This is a genomic window from Chryseolinea lacunae (assembly GCF_016735595.1).
Taxonomy (GTDB): Bacteria; Bacteroidota; Bacteroidia; order Cytophagales; family Cyclobacteriaceae; genus Chryseolinea; species Chryseolinea lacunae.
In genome coordinates this window covers 422,083-439,108 of sequence record NZ_JAERRB010000002.1, presented here as the reverse complement: position 1 = coordinate 439,108, position 17,026 = coordinate 422,083, and the positions used below count along the sequence as shown (strand labels likewise).

Sequence of the window (17,026 nt, the reverse complement as noted above, 5' to 3'; positions counted from 1 at the left end):
ACGGACGCCACGACAACGCCCTGACGTCCATCCCAAGCCTGCATATTCTATTCGACTAATCCGTTTTGTTTTTGCCGATCATGTAGCGCATGTCGATGGAGATGTTGGTCTCTTTTTGATCGGCCGTCAGCTCAATGGAAGCTTTGTCGAACGAGGGAGGACCTATGGCACCCATGGCGTTGTTTGAAAATCCGAATCCTTCTTTGGGAATGCCGAGTTTATTCTGGTCGAGGTCCTTATTTTTATTTTCGTCGTGAATGGTGCTGACGGCATACTTGCCCGGTTTCACATTTTCGAATACCACCACTACCCCATTCTTGGAAGCCTTCACAATTTTTCCGTCCATGGCTTCACGCGGAAAATTGTCGCCCTTGTCATACAACCCCACGATGATGTTGCCTTTACTGCTCTTGATGTGATCGATCTTTACTTGCAACGTGTTCTGGGCCATGGCTAACGTGGTGAACAGCACGAGCGCTGTAATCAATATCCTGCTTTTCATAACTTTTTTTGGTTTACCATTACACTAGTCCAAAAGTTGTGCCCGCCGTAGCCAACGACCGAAAGCACCTTCTCAGCACTCTCACGCGCGCTGCTCCACCAAAGCCTCCAGCAAAGTGTGGAGAAATGTCGCCAAAATCCCGTTCAGCTTGCGAGCGTGATACCTTATTAAATGTCATATCTCAAAGCTTAAATGTCTGGCTATTTAGCCTTGCGTTTTACAGCACTGCCCATACTCTTTTTAGGCGACATCTTTTTACCCGACGTTTTTTTCCCGGTCTTCAATTTCATCAGCGTCTCGCGCACGGCGATTTTGGGAAGCGAGTCGATGTTGTCTTTCAAATATTTTTCCAGGGGCTTCCGGTGATGTTTCACCATGCTGCGCATGAGCCACGAGATGGCCTTCGTGATGAGAATCTCTTTCTCTCCCTTTAGCCGATCAATGTTTTGCAACGCCACGGTCACCAGGTCGCCATCCACGGCGCGACTCAGCGGCGAGCAGAGCAACACGAGCGAGGCACGACGTGTCTGTATGTTTTTGCTTTTTGCAAACTTCAGCAACAGCGGTTTCCATGTCTCCCACTGTGCAGGCACTTCGGTGAGCGTATACTTGCCGGTGCACAACGAATCCACCTCAGCCCAACCCACCAAATGCTCAAGCCATGAACCAAACACCTTGGGTGGGAATTGTCGCTGGTCTGGGGTGGCGTAGTCGAGCAGGATGCCGGCCATTGATTTTTCTGTGCCCGACTCACCTTCAATCAGCCCCGTGAGCACGGCCACCAGTGCCTTCGCCGACAGCTCGCGGTGCGCCTTCATCCACTCCCTGGCCAGCGCACGCAGCGTGGGTGCGTTTATGGGGAAGCGTGGATGCTCGTTGCCCAGATAATTATTGAGAAATGTGTGCTGGGTGGGGGTGCCCGAACGTTGGCGTATTTGATCCAGAATCTCTTTGTGATGGGGGTTCATGGCCATGGGAATGGGCTTTTCCTGTAAGCCCCGAAGATAAATAGCCACCCAACCCATTCCTTTTTTTTAGCAGGATTTTTTAGGCTGGAACCTTTCCTTATTTTTGCAGGCAATTGACCGTCCACCCACACCGGCGGCCAAACCAGGCTCCGTATTTCAATGGATAGAATTTAAGATTCCGATTCTTAAGATGCAGGTTCGATTCCTGCCGGGGCTACGACATAACGATCAAAAGAAATCAAAACCGCTTAATTCTTATGGAAAAGCGGTTTTTTATTTTCCAGCCCACCCAAATTGTTCAATAAAAGTCATACTGCTGGTGTGAGATTAGGTGAATGTAAAACCTAACCAAATTACATTCACCAGAATTGCGATAACACAATGATTATCAATCATGTGCATCAATTGAACATCTTGCTTTAGAGTAGTCGCCAGACCTATTTTTAACCCTAACTGGTGAATATGAAAAAGACATTCAATCAAAATTTCATTATCAGGAAAACAAATCCTAAGATGACTTCACAGGCAACGGTCTATTTGCGAATTACAATCGACGGCGCCCGAACCGAATTTTCTGTTCAGCGACAATGCGATCCGTTACAGTGGATTCCAACACGAGGACGACTAGCCGGAAAGACGGAAGACGTAAAGTCTCTCAACAAGTACCTTGACTCAATAGAGCGAAGAGTCTATGAAATATTCCAACAGCTAATTTCGTCAGGCTTAGAGTTTGACGGAGAAAAAATTAAAGCAACATATCTAGGTCTTGATATCGAACCTCCGAAAATGTTGCTGGAGGTATATGAACTTCACAATATTGAATTTGAGAAACTTGTTGGAAAGGGCCTGTCCTATAGAACTCTTCAAAAATACAAAACCATCAAGGGATATGTTTCCGCGTTTTTGAAATCCCAATATAAGCGCGATGACATCAGACTTGACAAGTTAGACTACCAATTTATTCGAGATTTTGAAGTGTATCTTAAGTCCAATAAGAACTGCTGTCACAACACCACGATGGACTATCTTAAAAAAATAAAGAAAATAGTAAACCAATGCATCGCCAAGAATTGGATCGAACGAAATCCATTTACCGGCTTCAAGATGTCCGTTAGCGAGACACGAAAGACATTTCTCACAGAAGGTGAGTTGATGGCAATCGTCAATAAAAAAATTAGCATTGCCAGATTAAACCAAGTACGCGATATTTTCGTCTTTAGTTGCTACACTGGGCTAGCCTATTGTGATGTGGCCTTGTTGACAAAGGATAGCATTGTAGTTGGGATTGACGGAGATAAATGGGTTGACACTCGGCGGGCGAAAACGGATACTCCATCACGCATACCTCTACTGCCGATTTCTAGTTCAATCGTGAAAAAATATTCCGATCATCCTGTTACTGCACAAAGCAGAAAACTTCTTCCAGTGATGAGTAATCAGAGAATGAATAGTTATTTAAAAGAGCTTGCTGACATTTGTGGCATTAAAAAAGACTTAACATTTCACTGCGCAAGACATACTTTTGCTACGACTGTGACACTCACAAACGGTGTCCCTATCGAAACGGTCAGCAAAATGCTTGGTCATAAAAGCCTGAAGACAACTCAGCATTACGCCAAAATAGTAGAGTCAAAAATCAGTAATGATATGAGGGTACTTAAGAAAAAGTATAAGAAGACTTTGCTAATCTAGACGACCACTAGCTTCATTTTGAACCAGAAAGGAGTGCTTTACGCAACGTCAGCTTTCTTGCGGAACAAAGAAATGTAGTTAGGATTACAAGGTATTCAGTGTGGCAAAGAACTCGGGATCGACTCCTCTCTTAGGAATATGCACTGGACTACGAATTGGGCGCTAGGCAAATTGGAGATTCCAGCACAGGTAAAATTGTCTCAATCTCGTCCTTTAATTCTTGTGACGTCATACTGGAGAATCCGACGTGGTGACCATCTTTTTCCGTTTTGCCCTGACCATCAATTTTTAGATCTCGTGACCACCCAATTCCGCGACCATTTGACCAGGAAAATGCGTCTAGCAATCATGAGGTTCGAAACCTAGGCCAAGTTCAAGTCCTAGCTAACTTTAGCTGGTCACGCCTTCCTGAAACAAAGTGGTCAATGGGGTCGGAATCTCTAGGTCAGGGCAAAACGGAAAAAGATGGTCACCCCTTCGAATTCTCCGCCTAGCGCTTATTCTGCTCGGAGATGAGATCAGCGGACGGACCGCCGACTATCCATAGGTACAATGAACAATTTAGCAATGAACTCTTAAAGCAAAAAAGCTACAAGGGATTAAAGAAAATGAATACACTCATGCGATACGTAGAGACTAACGAAAAAGTAATTGCCGATGCAATTGGCAAGATGAACGATTCAATCAGTAGTTCTCTGTCGCACAAAATCAATATATGATTTCGTGCATTTCTCAAAAATGGCGGCTTTCTTTTTGGCACTCACGATCCGTCAATTTAACTTCGATCAGTATTCTAAGTTAATTTCATGCAACCAAAAATACTCGAATGGCGGGATTGGATACGGATGTACACTGTATAATGCCTCTGCTTCATCATTATGTCCCAATTTTCTCAGACAAAAAATAGATTCGCGAAGGGCCGTTAAAGCGCGTGGTTGCATTCCGATTTCAATGCTATTGCGCAGGGCTGATGTAAAATACTCCAATGCTTTCGGGAAATTCGCCCGATGAAGATAGACTGCACCATAATTGTATAAGGTAACACACAAGTGCTGTTTTACTGCGAGATCACTAATCCCTTCATAGGCCTTTACAATTTTGTCGTAGTACCCTGTCGCTCGGTCACTTTCACCAGAGCGACGACATGCGACGGCTAAATCAAGAACAAATCCAAAATATCTATCCTTAGATACAAAGTCTGACATTCTTGCCTCGAAATATTCGACTGATTTTGTCAGGAATTCTTTTGCTTGAACGTAATACTTAGTGGCATCTTTTGACCCTGACACTGTGTGTTTGTAGGCAATCGATCCGTAAATTGTACCCCTTGTGCCAGTTAAAAACATTAATTGATCCTGGGTATCCGGCCTTCCACTTCTAGTACAATAATAAACTGCGCTTTCCAATGCCAACAAACTCTCCTGTAATTGCTGAGGGGAGTGGCGGTAATTATTTAAAGCCTGGGCCTTCGCAGTATATAGGCCAAACAGTGAATCTGCATCCAGCAAACCACTTGCAATTCCTCTTGTGGCGTACTTGATGACAAGATCTCCAAGACCGACATGCTGGAATATCTTAACAACCGCCGTAAACTTATTTCTCACTCCTTTATTGGTAACACCTTCACCAACCCATTTGTCAACAAGATTGTGGAACGAGCCATCAGGTGTGACCGGATTTGGTCCAGGGTCGTCGACGCCAAATTTTTTGAAAGCATTATTAATCCATTGATCAGTATCGATTCTTAGCTGATCGTATTTTAATTCTCCCCTCACGATCGATTCCAATTCATCGGCTGTGTTGGCGGGATCGTATTCAATATTAAACATACTCTTCTTTGATTGCGATGCGTATTTCTGCATCAAAGGGCCAATGTCGAATCGATCTGAAAAGCTATAGCCCAGAACTAGAATGTTTTTATGAGGTCCATCTATTAGTAAATACTTAATCCAGTCTTCGAGTCCTTGAATATATTGTTTGTCGGCTATTGTTCTGATTGTAACGCCTAATTTGGATTTATCTTGAATCGTCCCATGCAATTTAACCAACAATGGGACATTGACTTCGGACAATTCTAGCTGCCTAGGCAAGGAAGCAACTGTTAAGCCTACCTGATATTGGGATGCGGCTAGCTCTATGTTTGTATCGAAATTTGTAGTGTAAATAATATTGCATATTCCTCCTTTGATAAGAGAAACTAATAGTTTATGCGTCCGATTTGGTGCGTCGACATTAAAGACATCAAGCAAATTTTCTATTGGTAAACTACGACCAATTTGTTCCATTAACGCTTCAAAGGGAAGTTCGGCTTCCTTTAGTCGAGCGATATCAACTACATCCATATCAAGCTTAGAAAGAACGTATTTTACAAAGGGGCCAACGCTAGGAATACCTGAATTACTAGAAACACCGGCGCCGCATAATATAGCAGTGGAATCCTTTCCAAGCGTTTCGAACAAAAAACTTGAAGCGTCTCTTTTTGCCATTGCTGTTTTAGAGTGTAGTTCTAACTGACACTTTATTTCTTCACTTGAATTGCATTTTTTAAGCTCGTTATGCCTTGTACCTATCAGTGTTATAGAATGAGTTTGGAAGGCAATTAACGTGATGCCAGGTGTCGAAATATACTGATTCCGATCCATCCAGCAAGCAGGGCCAAGACATGGCCGCCAAGTCACACTTGCCACCCCGGCACCAAGTTCCATGAAATAATATGAAATCGCCTTGCAATTTAACCTGATAGTTTTTTCGGATGCTGTTAGTGATTTTTGTTTATTGAAATCCCTTAGATCGATTGAAAACCATCTCGCCAGGTGATCTTTGTGGGTTCAGGTGTCAATGTGCCCTTGTAATGGTTCCAGTTATTTTCGTAATAGCTCACTTGCCACTCCATTTGATCGCAAGTTCATATTCCCATTGAGCTATAACAAGTCACTCCGACGGAATTCACCATTACATATATTAGCGATATTGGCTGACATTGCTCCCGCACCTGATTGGAAATTCCGAAGTGCCTGGCGGAATGAAGGGCCAAGAGGTCAAAATCTTCACCTATAGCTGTTCATGAAGCACCTAAAAGTCTGCTGCTCGGAGCAAGTGAAAAATCGGTGCACCAACTTTTAAATAATATAACCAAGTCATTGTGCTGCATCAAATTGGAATTTGTCCAACAACTCCCTCTTTCCCTCGGTCCGATCCGCCATCAACGCACGCTCCTTTGCAAAAGTAAGTATTTAGGACAAGTACTTACATGGAACCTTATAAAGTGAGTTAACTGGTGAGTCAGAATTCTGTCGTTTCTAAAACATTGAAGCGTAACGATGTGCATTTTAGGTTCATGTTCCGGATGGTGCCAAACCTAGTTCCCTACCTGCGAAGAATATCAGATCAAAATTTAATGTCGAGATGCCGACTTGGTATCAGCGGAGCTACGAGGCAAACTCGACAAGACAGGATTCCAATGGCCAGATACCCGATGGGCGGATAAATTAAATCACAGCCTCAGTCCCGATAAAATATTGAATACCGCACCGAGCTGTAAACTTTAATTACGAACTTATTTAGATAATACCGATGATAAATATTGTAGCTCCGCTAAGCCAAAGAACTACTGCACACTGGTGCAGGATCCGATCGACACTACTTTTTCCTTTTTTTTCCAATCTTTTTTGTAACGCTGTTCCGCGCATGCTTCGTCGGTGCGACTTTCTTCTTCGCAATCTTCTTTTTCAGTGTGGATTTGCGCGCCTTTAGCTTCTCTATGGCGTTAGTCGTAGATTGCTTTTCAATCACTGAGGACTTGCGAACAATTTTTGGATTGAACCTAATTACGATTTCCCTGTCGGCACCTTCACGTTCACCTTTTAATTTTCCCGTCACCTCACCACTTTTTAATTCAAATAGTCCCGAAATATTTAATCGACCTGAGTAGTCGCCTCCTCTATAATTACCAATTATTTGCTTCTCCCCGACAATACTCCACAGGAGGCAGAGATTATTTCTATCTAGGTATTCCATCAAAATATCCTTCCGCACAACCAAGCCTGCTATGGCGGGGTTGTTAACAGAAGGATCGAAGCAGACTAAGGCACCATTCTTATCCACGAATTCTCCTTCGTTGGGAGAAAATTTCATTCCCAGATTTTCAAAAAGGAATGCAGTCGGTTTATAAAACGAAATTGCTGACTCTTTCGACTTATCAAACTCTTCTTCCCAGTTGAAACGTTCAGTCGTCCTCACTCCGTCTCCAATTTTTTTTCTCATTCTGTCATTTTTATACACCCCCACCCAGTCCCCTCCACTGTAGAATCGCTTGTTGAAAAAATCGAAAGCGTCTGACCAATAGTACTCCCTACTGAACACGTCGTAAAGAGATCTTGCTTCAGGAAATGCTCCGCTATAGAACATGTCGCTAAAATTTTCATGGAAGCTGTTGAGCTGTCCCTTGTTAATAATTATGCTCCTCACTTGGTACCATAACCTTTTTCTAGGATGGCTCCATTTGTCTTCACCCAATTTTTCATTCTCAGTCCATTCTGGATGAATCTCCAAGTAAACCCAAGATGTTCCTTTGTCGTCAACCAAGTCAACAATTTTCGGAATACTTGGCAAATCATTTGCTTTTCCAAGCCACTCTTCAGCTGACAAAGCGAAATTTGAATACTCTGGTATTTTCCACCACTCGGTAATTCCGGGGCGCCGTTTTCGGCTGCCGGTTTCGGAGATGATGACAGTTGGATCAATGTCTCTCACACGAGGATACCATGGTCCGTCATAACGAATCGTATTTTGATCTTCAAAATTCGATTCGTCCTTTAATTCGTGTGTGTCCGCAACACGGGCTAGTATCTCATGAAATACCATCCACTGATATTTTTTTCCAATGCGTTCACCGCGTTCATTGCCACGTCCACTGCCTTGCAGTAAATCAAATTTTGTAAAGTTGTCAGCATCATATCCCATTTCAATGACCCGTTGGACACCATACCAACTGAGACCATTGCGATTGACTTTAAAGTTTCGAAGGGCGGACGCAAAGACATAATGACCGAAGTCGCCATATCCCTCCCCTTGTCCGGGTCCAGGATTCATTGATGCCAGAATTGCTGTGACACCCCAATTATCTTGCCCATAATTGCCGCTATTGCCCTTCGGCCTGTACGCTGCCTCAATCTCTGCTTTTGTTGGAAGCTTCTCTGGTAGAGGCGCACTCTTATACGGTGGACGCACCGTGGCAATATTAAAGGGAAGGGCAATACCGATAAAGGCAGCAAATTCGACGACTCCCCTTGCATAGTCCCGCGCGAGTATGTGAGGGTAAACTTCGGCGCCGCTGAATATTAGTTGCTGGACGGTATTCGCAATTTCAAGTAAATGGGCATCGGAATTTGAGCGCACAACAGCACCATACACGGATGCAAATATGCGCTCTTTTACATATGGGTCGTTTACTTCGTTAAATTGCTCAATTAAGTAAACTGCAAGATTTAGTCGCTGCTGTAAAAGACATACAAGAGCCTTGGTGGCTGAGTCTCGAAGGCGGCGGTTAGAACTCGTAAGAAGCCAAGCAATCATTGTAAGAGATAACCTCATCGAGGATTCGCTCAAGTGAGATTTATCGTCTGTTGTCCACGCCCAACGAATCAAGGTCGTGATGGAACTGCTTCTAACGCCGTTGCCGAATTCATCGTGGATAAACGTTGTCCAAAACTTGTCGCGTTTTGGGAGCGTGAGGCCCATGAGCATATTATGAATAGAGTCCGCATTAAAGAAATATGTGGGCCTGGCTGAAAGAGAAATTGAGACGTTTAAAAAAGCATGGAGCAATTTTTTCTTCTTAAAGATGACTTGGGCAACGAAATCCTTCGAAGCGTCTGTAAAACTTGTGCTCTTCCTCCAGAGAAGAGCGTTGATGAACGCGTCTGCGACAGGTGGAAAATGCTTAGCGTGCGGGGCAACTTCATACAATTCCTTCCCAACTCGTTCGGGCAATTGCACAGATAAAGCTTCTAACAAATTCATATTGAAGTAAGCGTTTTCCTCATTCTGAAGAATCTCCCTCAGCGTACCTTTTTGAAAACTCATTTTTGGATCCCCTTGGCCAAGTTCCTTTTCAAGGATGTTTTCAACAATCAAGTGATCTTGGAACCGTTGATAAGAGAAAGAGATAACAGCTTTGTAGCTAGGTTCGCCATTCCAACGCAAATCTTCATTAAAGACTCCCTCAGAAATTAATCTACGCAAATATGGCTCCGGGTGGGCGCACTGACCGTCGAAAATGGAATCAACAAGACTATTAGCCTGGTCATAGTCAAGGTAGTCTTCCTTTTTGTCTGCCAATTTTCCAACAACACCTTTTACGGCCTTAATCACAAGTTTTTTTTGTTCGTCATAGAATAGTGCCGAGGGTTGTGCGAGCCTTTTGTCAACGCTTTCTAAGAATCCTTGGAAAATGCTAGTAAGTCCCTCGTATCCCTCCGGAATTTTTCTTAACCCTCTTTTTTTGAGTGACTCACAAAACAACTTTAGGAATAAGGGATTTTGAAATTCAGGGTTTAATATTGGTGTATCAGGCAACTCAATCGAATAGTGATCAAAGAACGTTGCCGCTGCTTGGTGCTCAAGTCCTTTAAAACCGTGGTGCTCAACTCGCGTGATAATGTGATCATCTAGGTCTTCTCTTGATGCAATTAACGGAACAAATGAGGTCCTTACAGAAAGTACCAAACCGATCCAGCTATACTCCTTTATGGATTCGATAAATGGGCTAAGTCGATTTGGCCAAACAACGCGTCCTTCGCCTTCATTAATTGCGTCGATAAAAATGATGATTCTAGATTGTTTCGCCTGGCCTTTTGCATTAAGTGCCCCAAGGAAAGTAAACTCGTCGATTGTACTTTTCCGAACATGGTTTTGCAAAATCTGTGTCCATGGCAAGTCCTTAGATGAAAAATTCTCACCGAGCAGGTGCAAGCTTATGAGGCCATGCTCTTTTCTGCTATTAACAACGTCCGCTAGTAGATGTGACTTACCTGTACCCGCGTCACCATTCACTAATAAAAAAGGGTTGTTAGCAAGGGCAAGTAACGGCCCTTCAAAGTAGTATTGAAATTTCTCGATTCCTGAAATCAATTGCCGCAGCGTTGTTAGCTCACTTGCGTAAGGGCGATCGTAATATTCATGGCCAGCCTTATCGTCCTTAGTTTCCGCCGCCTGTAGCACGTAGAATAGTCTCAGCAAAGCTTTAGAAATTGTGAGTAGTTTCTCTAAAAATTTCTGAATTGCATCAAAAGGAATGGGTTCGTTCGAAGTCCAAGGAATCGATTCAAAGAAGACTCTAAATTCGTGGTTAGTGGTCTCAAGTTGTCTCCACTGCGTCGTAACCTCTTCCTTACTATCATTGACCTGCACATCACGGTATCTTTTGAGATAGGCTTCATACTCGTCATAGACCTTCGATTGAAAGGTGGCATCCCGTGCCAACGCTGAAAAGACGCCAGCGATCGGTAGATCTATAGAAAATTCCTTTGTGTAACGACTTCCTAAAGCTGTTTGGCTTTCTCGATTTTTTGTATCAAACCATTCATCGCTGTACTCCTTGCTATTGAAGAAAAACTGTTTCAGTCCCTCATTGCCATTTGCCGCAAGAAAAGAAAGAAGTTCCGTGCTGCCCCAATACACAAAGTCCACCTTTTGTTTTCTCGCTTTTGCAAATGCCTTCCACTTAGCTGACTTTTCCTTCCATTTTTCTAGCGCAGACTTTGCGCCCGCAACTTTAACATCGGGTAAATCAAATGGTAGAGTGACAATAATCCGTTTAATCGTTTCGTGATTTCTAATGCATTCCGTAACGGATTTCTCGATTTGTTTCCATTGTCCGGGACTTGGGCTATTCGTGAAAAATTTTGCTTGCCAGGCGATGAACTCGCCCGTTGTTAATTCCCAGTAGCATTCCTTACCACCGTCCGGCTTTCCTACCCTTCGAAAGCCCGCAGCACCTTGGATATTTTGCTGGCTGGCGATTTGACATACAAGCTCTTCAAAGCCTTCTTGTTGGCTATTGTTAAGCGAAATAATTGAATGCCAGTTAAAGTTCATCGGGGTTTGGGTAATTTTTGTGGTTAAGGCGCAACGGTCCAGGCATATTAAAATAGTTATTCAAAGAGGCTTGCATCTTCCCTAGATCCTGGCGTTTAACAATATTCCTTTTACAATTTAGATTTTCCTCGTTGATTGCTGTTTTTTTTTTTACAAAATCACACAAAAACAATCTAATGAAGTCACAATTACAATAGCTAGTGTTTTATTGGTCTTGATAAAGTTTACAGGCAATTGACTTCTTCTCCTTTCTGAAAGAAAAAGGTTGGTACTATCAATACGGTGAAATTCGATCCACTGAACTACAATAGTGAACGCTTTTTTTGGACACTGCGGAAGACCCTAAAATACGGAGAGTAAGAGAGCCATTCAAACCAAAGTCTTTAAACAAAATGATTGGGGGGGGTTGATACAAGATGCATTGTCCCCACTAATCCAATTCATCACGAAAAGCCCACCAATAACTATACGCAAACGGTTGAAATAGTTAAATTTTATTTATAATTTACCCGGCAAGTCCTCCGAGCTTGTACCTCAATGAAAGAGCTTGGAATGTCATCTATTAACTGAAATATCCTGTTGCCTTGAATACACCATTTGCCGCGTTTAAGCGCGGTCGTTCACCTGAAAAGTTTTTTGGATTTCGATCCACCGATAAAAATTCCATTTCTGAGTTGCAAAATCAACTAACATTTCCGCAGCTGTGCGAAGTGGTCGATCGAAATTCATTAACTATTGATCGATTTCATTCTCGAATATTTTACGGAAATCCATTACCAAAATCTTATCAAGATCTTGGTAAGGTAGAAAAGCGATTTTGGCCATTTTACTCAGCAACATTAATTCACTCTATCAATTGGACAACGTTGTGTATCAGAAGGCATAAATGGCACATTTCGCTCTTCATAGAATATCGTAAAATCTTCGAAAACGCGTTTTTAATCGGCGACTACGAAGAAGCAGAGAAATACCTAACCAAAATAGAAAATGAAGTCTGTCACTCACTTTGGTCGCTCGAAAACCGGATGTTGTTACATGAATTTAAGGACTCGCCCGAGCATAATAAGACTTTTCTAAGCGAGACAAACAAAACAGCAACTGGCGTCTTTACAGCATCTCTTGCCCACTACTTAAGTACACGTTCAGAGCGAAACCTAGCCGTATCAAGATTTGATTCGGATTTAAACATTGCTTTGCAAAAAATAAAAGGTAATGACGCGGAAGGACATAGAGAACTATACTATTTACGGCTAAATAGGTTTACGTACGACAACTACATCAACCTAAAAGACGTGTTGACTTTTGACAGTCACAATTCCGTTATCGATCGGTATGTACTCTTGGTTCAACTTCTTAAAATGTCGTTGTCGGCCGAAAACATCGATCCAGCTACCAAGTTCTTTGTCGCTGATCGTCTAAAATATCTATCAAATAAATTCTTAGACCCATCCTTGGTTTCCGTGAATGCCCTATTGTCTAAAAAATTCACACCAAAGTCCGAAACCGACGTCGATCTTTCCCTGATAGATTTGTTTACTTCTGGCCTTTACAATGAATGCCTTGAACGTCTAACTACTAAATTAACCCAAGCACCATCTATCATTGAATATTATGTCTTGTATGTTAAATGCTTCTTGTATTCCGATACATCGTTCAGCTTACCATCAACAACTTCTTGCCATCAAAACTCAATATTAGAAACAATTTACCAGTTACTAGCACGAAGCGTCGACCCAAATGAAGCCCTAATCAATCTTCAAAGGTCCCTCAAAAATCTTCATAGTTTCACGATCGCTGACGGTATCCACAAATTCATCAATGACGAAACAAAATCAAATTCAAAATGGAGCCATTTTGACTTTATGTCCCTTTCGCAAAACAACCCAGAAATAGTTGGCTTCTTTGGCGACCCTGCCGTTCAACTCACATATCTTAAAAAAGTACTCCAAAACTACCCACACTCAATTACGGTAAAATTCAAACTGACATCTTTTGATATTCAGTATGAACGACTTTTAGAAGGCCTCAACATTCCTGAAATAATAAAAAAAGTAGAATTAGGAAAATTGCTCCATGCAAAAGGGATATATGATCAGGCCGTGAACTTATGGCTTGAAGTTATTGATGATGCCAACTCCATCATACCTATCCACGAGTTAGCTATTGAATATCTATTCATGTCGTACGTGAAATTATCTAGTTTCAATAAAGCAATCTCTTTATACGTTGATACTTACCTTAAAAGCAATTTCTTGATTTCAAGAATCGATCTATCGTCAATTCACACTCGCATTCGAGAAAAGAAATTCAGAAATGTTGTCTCATCGATTGACCTGCCTTTGTTTTATACGTTTACAAAATCCGATGAAAACGAGGTTCACATCGCCTACGAAAAACTCCTAAACACATTCAATGTCAATAGGCCATCTCAATTGAAGGCAGATGTTTTCTCCGTCAATACAATGAAGTGGGTTCTTTTCTTGCGGTACACCTGCTCAACAGACACATTCAAGCACTCCATCCATATTGATGGATCCAAGGATGGGTACTCCGAGCGTATTAACGTCTGCCAGGTCCTGCTATTTCTAGACAAAGAAAATGAACAACATTACAAAAATGAAATTAAGGAATTGTCCGACGCATTAATTATACAAGAAGGATTACAACAACTGGACGAAAGTAAAATTTATGTAAATGAATCAGGTTTGGTCAACTTTGAACTAAAAGAATTCGAAGGACTGTTTAACAGATATAGGACCATCGCCAACATATACAAAACCCAAAAAAAAGACGCTTTATTGATTTTCGATCGCCGACGGAACAATGTTCGACTGGCATCAATTGATGACGTCGTTGACGCTCTTACGAATGACCAATATTCCTCTGATCCACTCCGAGATGCATTTGCTGACATATTCGACGTAATTACGAGAAAATTTCTGTTTAGTAAATTTGGAATTTCCGCATACTTAAGCACGCGGATACGTCACGGCGTCTTACTTGGAGAATTAAGACCTATCTTTGAAAAGTCTAACTTAATCGCCCAGCGCGACAGCCACACTGGCGACTATCTACCAATCGCACATTGGGCGAAGAAATACCAACAACTAACTGAAGAGAATAGTAAGTCTATGCAGGGCTCGCTCGCCAAATTTTCAGAGCAAATAGATAGCATCATTTTAGGACTTCTCAAGGACAGCCTGCAAATACGAACTGAAGATGAACACGAAGAAGGGTGGTTTGACTATTACTTTGATGACACCAATCTTTCTCTTCATGCAGTCGCTGCAAGGGAGTCAAGAGATTTTTCAGAGTTTGTAAGGCGAACACTAGAAATACTTTGGCAACGAACCGATACTAATCTCTACAAGATACGAAATAAAATTCAAAACGAGGTCAAAGCAAAATTCAATCAAGCTATTGAGACATTGACATCCGATCTTCAGACAGCATTACATGGTAGCTCACCAATTTTCACAAATATTAATACTTGCTTGACAGAAACAGACATTACATTAAACCGAATTGCAAGTTGGTTCAATCGAAGTGGCAGTCAAACGTCAGACTTTAAACTCGACAAACTAATACATATTGTTTTAGAAAATATAAGCCATAGCTATCCTAAAAGAGAGCTTATCATAACTAATCTCAACGTCGCTGACATCAATATTAAAGGCGAATTTTATACGCACTTCGCTGATTTATTCCGGATATTTCTCGACAACGCGCTCAAGCATTCCGATCAATCCATCGACCGAATTGATGTTGATATAGTTGGCAAACAACACGAGAATATATTGATACTATCGATTAGAAATGCACATTCCGATAGTCAGAAAACTGTAAAAGAAAATCTACCTTCAAATCTTCAGGCTAATCCAAGGAAGTTATCAACAGAAGGCAAGTCTGGATTTCCAAAAGCCCATAAAATCATCAAGTCGGACCTTAAGAATGAAACCAACTCCTGTGAATGGTCACATGGTGAAGACAAAGTTTTCACAGTGAGATTACAAATATCACTTGACAATTTAACAGCATGAATCTCCTACTTATCGAAGACAACAATTATAAAATAGAACAGCTGCAGACCTTCCTTAATGACCAATTTTTATCAATAAAAATTGAGACCAAGAAATCTTATCATAGTGGCCTAAAGGAATTATTGCTCAATAATATTTATGATTTGGTATTGCTAGACATTAGTATGCCCACCTATGATATAAAACCAGGAGAACCTGGTGGGGATCCGATGCCGCTGGCTGGAAAATTGCTCCTTAACGAGATGTATCTACGCGATATCAAAACAAAGGTAATTGTGGTCACAATGTATGAAAGCTTTGTTGATGGAACAAAGCTTTCGGCGCTAGACAAACAACTCCATCGGGAATTCAGTGAAAACTACAAAGGCTTCGTTTATTTCTCCCCTGGAAATACAAATTGGAAAGAAAACTTGTTAACCAAAATTCATGAAGTAATATGATCAAAATTCTTATTGTGGACGACGCAAGTCACAAATCTGACCAAGTTAAACAACTCTTGACTGATGATGCTATGATTCTGCCTACCGATATTACGTGTGTCCCGACTATCAAGGCAGCAAAACGTCTTCTCATAAATGAATCCTTTGATCTTGTAATCTTAGACCTAGTATTACCTTTAGACACAGGCGATACACCTACACCTGAAAAAGGAATAACTTTTTTAAAGGACCTGGAAACAAATCCATCGCTAAAGCCCCCACTCTACATCATCGGACTAACTGCCTTCGGCGATCTTAAACAGCAATTTGAGAGTGAGTTCAGCAAATATGTCTGGCATTTAATTGCCTATAATGCCATGGAAATTAATTGGCAAGATAAGCTTAAGAACATTGTATATCATTTGGTTAGTATCAGAAAACGATACATCGAAGGCACATCGATCATTCGCCAATGTGAAATTGCAGTAATCACAGCAATAAGTACTCCCGAATTTGACAAAATATTGGATTGGCCTGTAAGCTGGACTAAATTCAATTTAGATAATGACCCGACTACATATTTTAACTGCATCATAGAAAACTCGGGTAAAAAGATTCGAATTATCGCCGCCTGCTGTGAGCAAATGGGAATGACCGCAACCGCAGTGCTTACTGCAAAAATCATCCATCAGTTCCGTCCTCATACAATCATAATGGGTGGAATTTGCGCTGGCTTAAAAGAGCGCGAATTAAATTACGGAGACATTCTAATCGCAGAGCAGTCTTGGGACTATGGCAGTGGGAAAATGAAAGATATTGAAGACGAGTCAACGGGAATAAAGGAAACCAAATTCGAGCCCGACACGCGTCCAATTCAGCTAGCCGCTAACCTAAAAGCAAAAATCCACAATCTGTTAAGGCGAAATGACATCCTATCCAAAATACAAAACGAGTGTAAATATACGAAGCCGACAAATGTGCTAAAGGCATATCTTGGCCCAATTGCATCTGGATCGTATGTAATATCAAGTGAAAGCAAACTCAACGAAATAAAACAGCTACAACGAAAACTATTGGGAGTTGAGATGGAAGGCTATGGTCTTTATTACACGTGCGAACACAACCAAGACAAGTCCGTCAAAGGACTTATGATAAAATCCGTTTCAGACTTTGGTGATTCAACGAAAAATGACAAATATCAGGACTATTCATCTTTTACAAGCGCACAATTCATTTACCATTTCATCAATGAAGAACTGGTGCACTAAGTCGTATTTGACAATGTAAAATAATTCCAAAACTGAGGAG

General features: G+C 41.6%; 8 protein-coding genes and 1 tRNA gene. 5 read left to right on the top strand and 4 right to left on the bottom strand.

What is annotated here, in order from left to right:
* Nucleotides 1–55: 55 nt before the first annotated feature.
* Together JI741_RS07610 and JI741_RS07605 are read right to left on the bottom strand one after the other, a co-directional pair.
* Nucleotides 56–502: a DUF2141 domain-containing protein gene (locus tag JI741_RS07610; RefSeq protein WP_202008445.1), complete on the bottom strand. Its 447-nt coding sequence runs from the start codon at nt 500–502 to the stop codon at nt 56–58.
* Between the two features lie 200 nt (nt 503–702).
* Nucleotides 703–1,476 carry a DNA alkylation repair protein gene (locus JI741_RS07605; protein ID WP_202008444.1) on the bottom strand — a complete coding sequence of 258 codons (774 nt, stop codon included), beginning with the start codon at nt 1,474–1,476 and terminating at the stop codon, nt 703–705.
* Nucleotides 1,477–1,615: 139 nt separating this feature from the next.
* Here JI741_RS07605 and JI741_RS07600 point away from each other — a divergent pair.
* Nucleotides 1,616–1,687, top strand: a tRNA-Arg gene (locus tag JI741_RS07600).
* Nucleotides 1,688–1,932: 245 nt separating this feature from the next.
* A complete protein-coding gene (locus JI741_RS07595; RefSeq protein WP_202008443.1) occupies nt 1,933–3,162 on the top strand; it encodes a site-specific integrase in 1,230 nt (409 codons plus the stop codon).
* A 785-nt stretch (nt 3,163–3,947) separates the two neighbouring features.
* Here JI741_RS07595 and JI741_RS07590 read toward each other — a convergent pair.
* Nucleotides 3,948–5,867, bottom strand: coding sequence for an SIR2 family protein (locus JI741_RS07590; protein ID WP_202008442.1), 1,920 nt, complete (start codon nt 5,865–5,867; stop codon nt 3,948–3,950).
* A gap of 934 nt (nt 5,868–6,801) precedes the next feature.
* A complete protein-coding gene (locus JI741_RS07585; RefSeq protein WP_202008441.1) occupies nt 6,802–11,259 on the bottom strand; it encodes an NACHT domain-containing protein in 4,458 nt (1,485 codons plus the stop codon).
* A gap of 584 nt (nt 11,260–11,843) precedes the next feature.
* On the opposite strand from JI741_RS07585, the gene JI741_RS07580 reads away from it, so the two are divergent.
* From JI741_RS07580 to JI741_RS07570, 3 genes are read left to right on the top strand one after another with little or no spacing between them, the layout of a single operon-like run.
* Complete coding sequence (locus tag JI741_RS07580) at nt 11,844–15,299, top strand: tetratricopeptide repeat protein (protein ID WP_202008440.1); 3,456 nt, start codon at nt 11,844–11,846, stop codon at nt 15,297–15,299.
* Nucleotides 15,296–15,739 carry a helix-turn-helix domain-containing protein gene (locus tag JI741_RS07575; protein WP_202008439.1) on the top strand — a complete coding sequence of 148 codons (444 nt, stop codon included), beginning with the start codon at nt 15,296–15,298 and terminating at the stop codon, nt 15,737–15,739. Before JI741_RS07580 ends, JI741_RS07575 begins: the two co-directional genes overlap by 4 nt.
* Nucleotides 15,736–16,986: a 5'-methylthioadenosine/S-adenosylhomocysteine nucleosidase family protein gene (locus JI741_RS07570; RefSeq protein WP_202008438.1), complete on the top strand. Its 1,251-nt coding sequence runs from the start codon at nt 15,736–15,738 to the stop codon at nt 16,984–16,986. The genes JI741_RS07575 and JI741_RS07570 overlap by 4 nt, the downstream gene beginning before the upstream one ends.
* Nucleotides 16,987–17,026 lie beyond the last annotated feature (40 nt).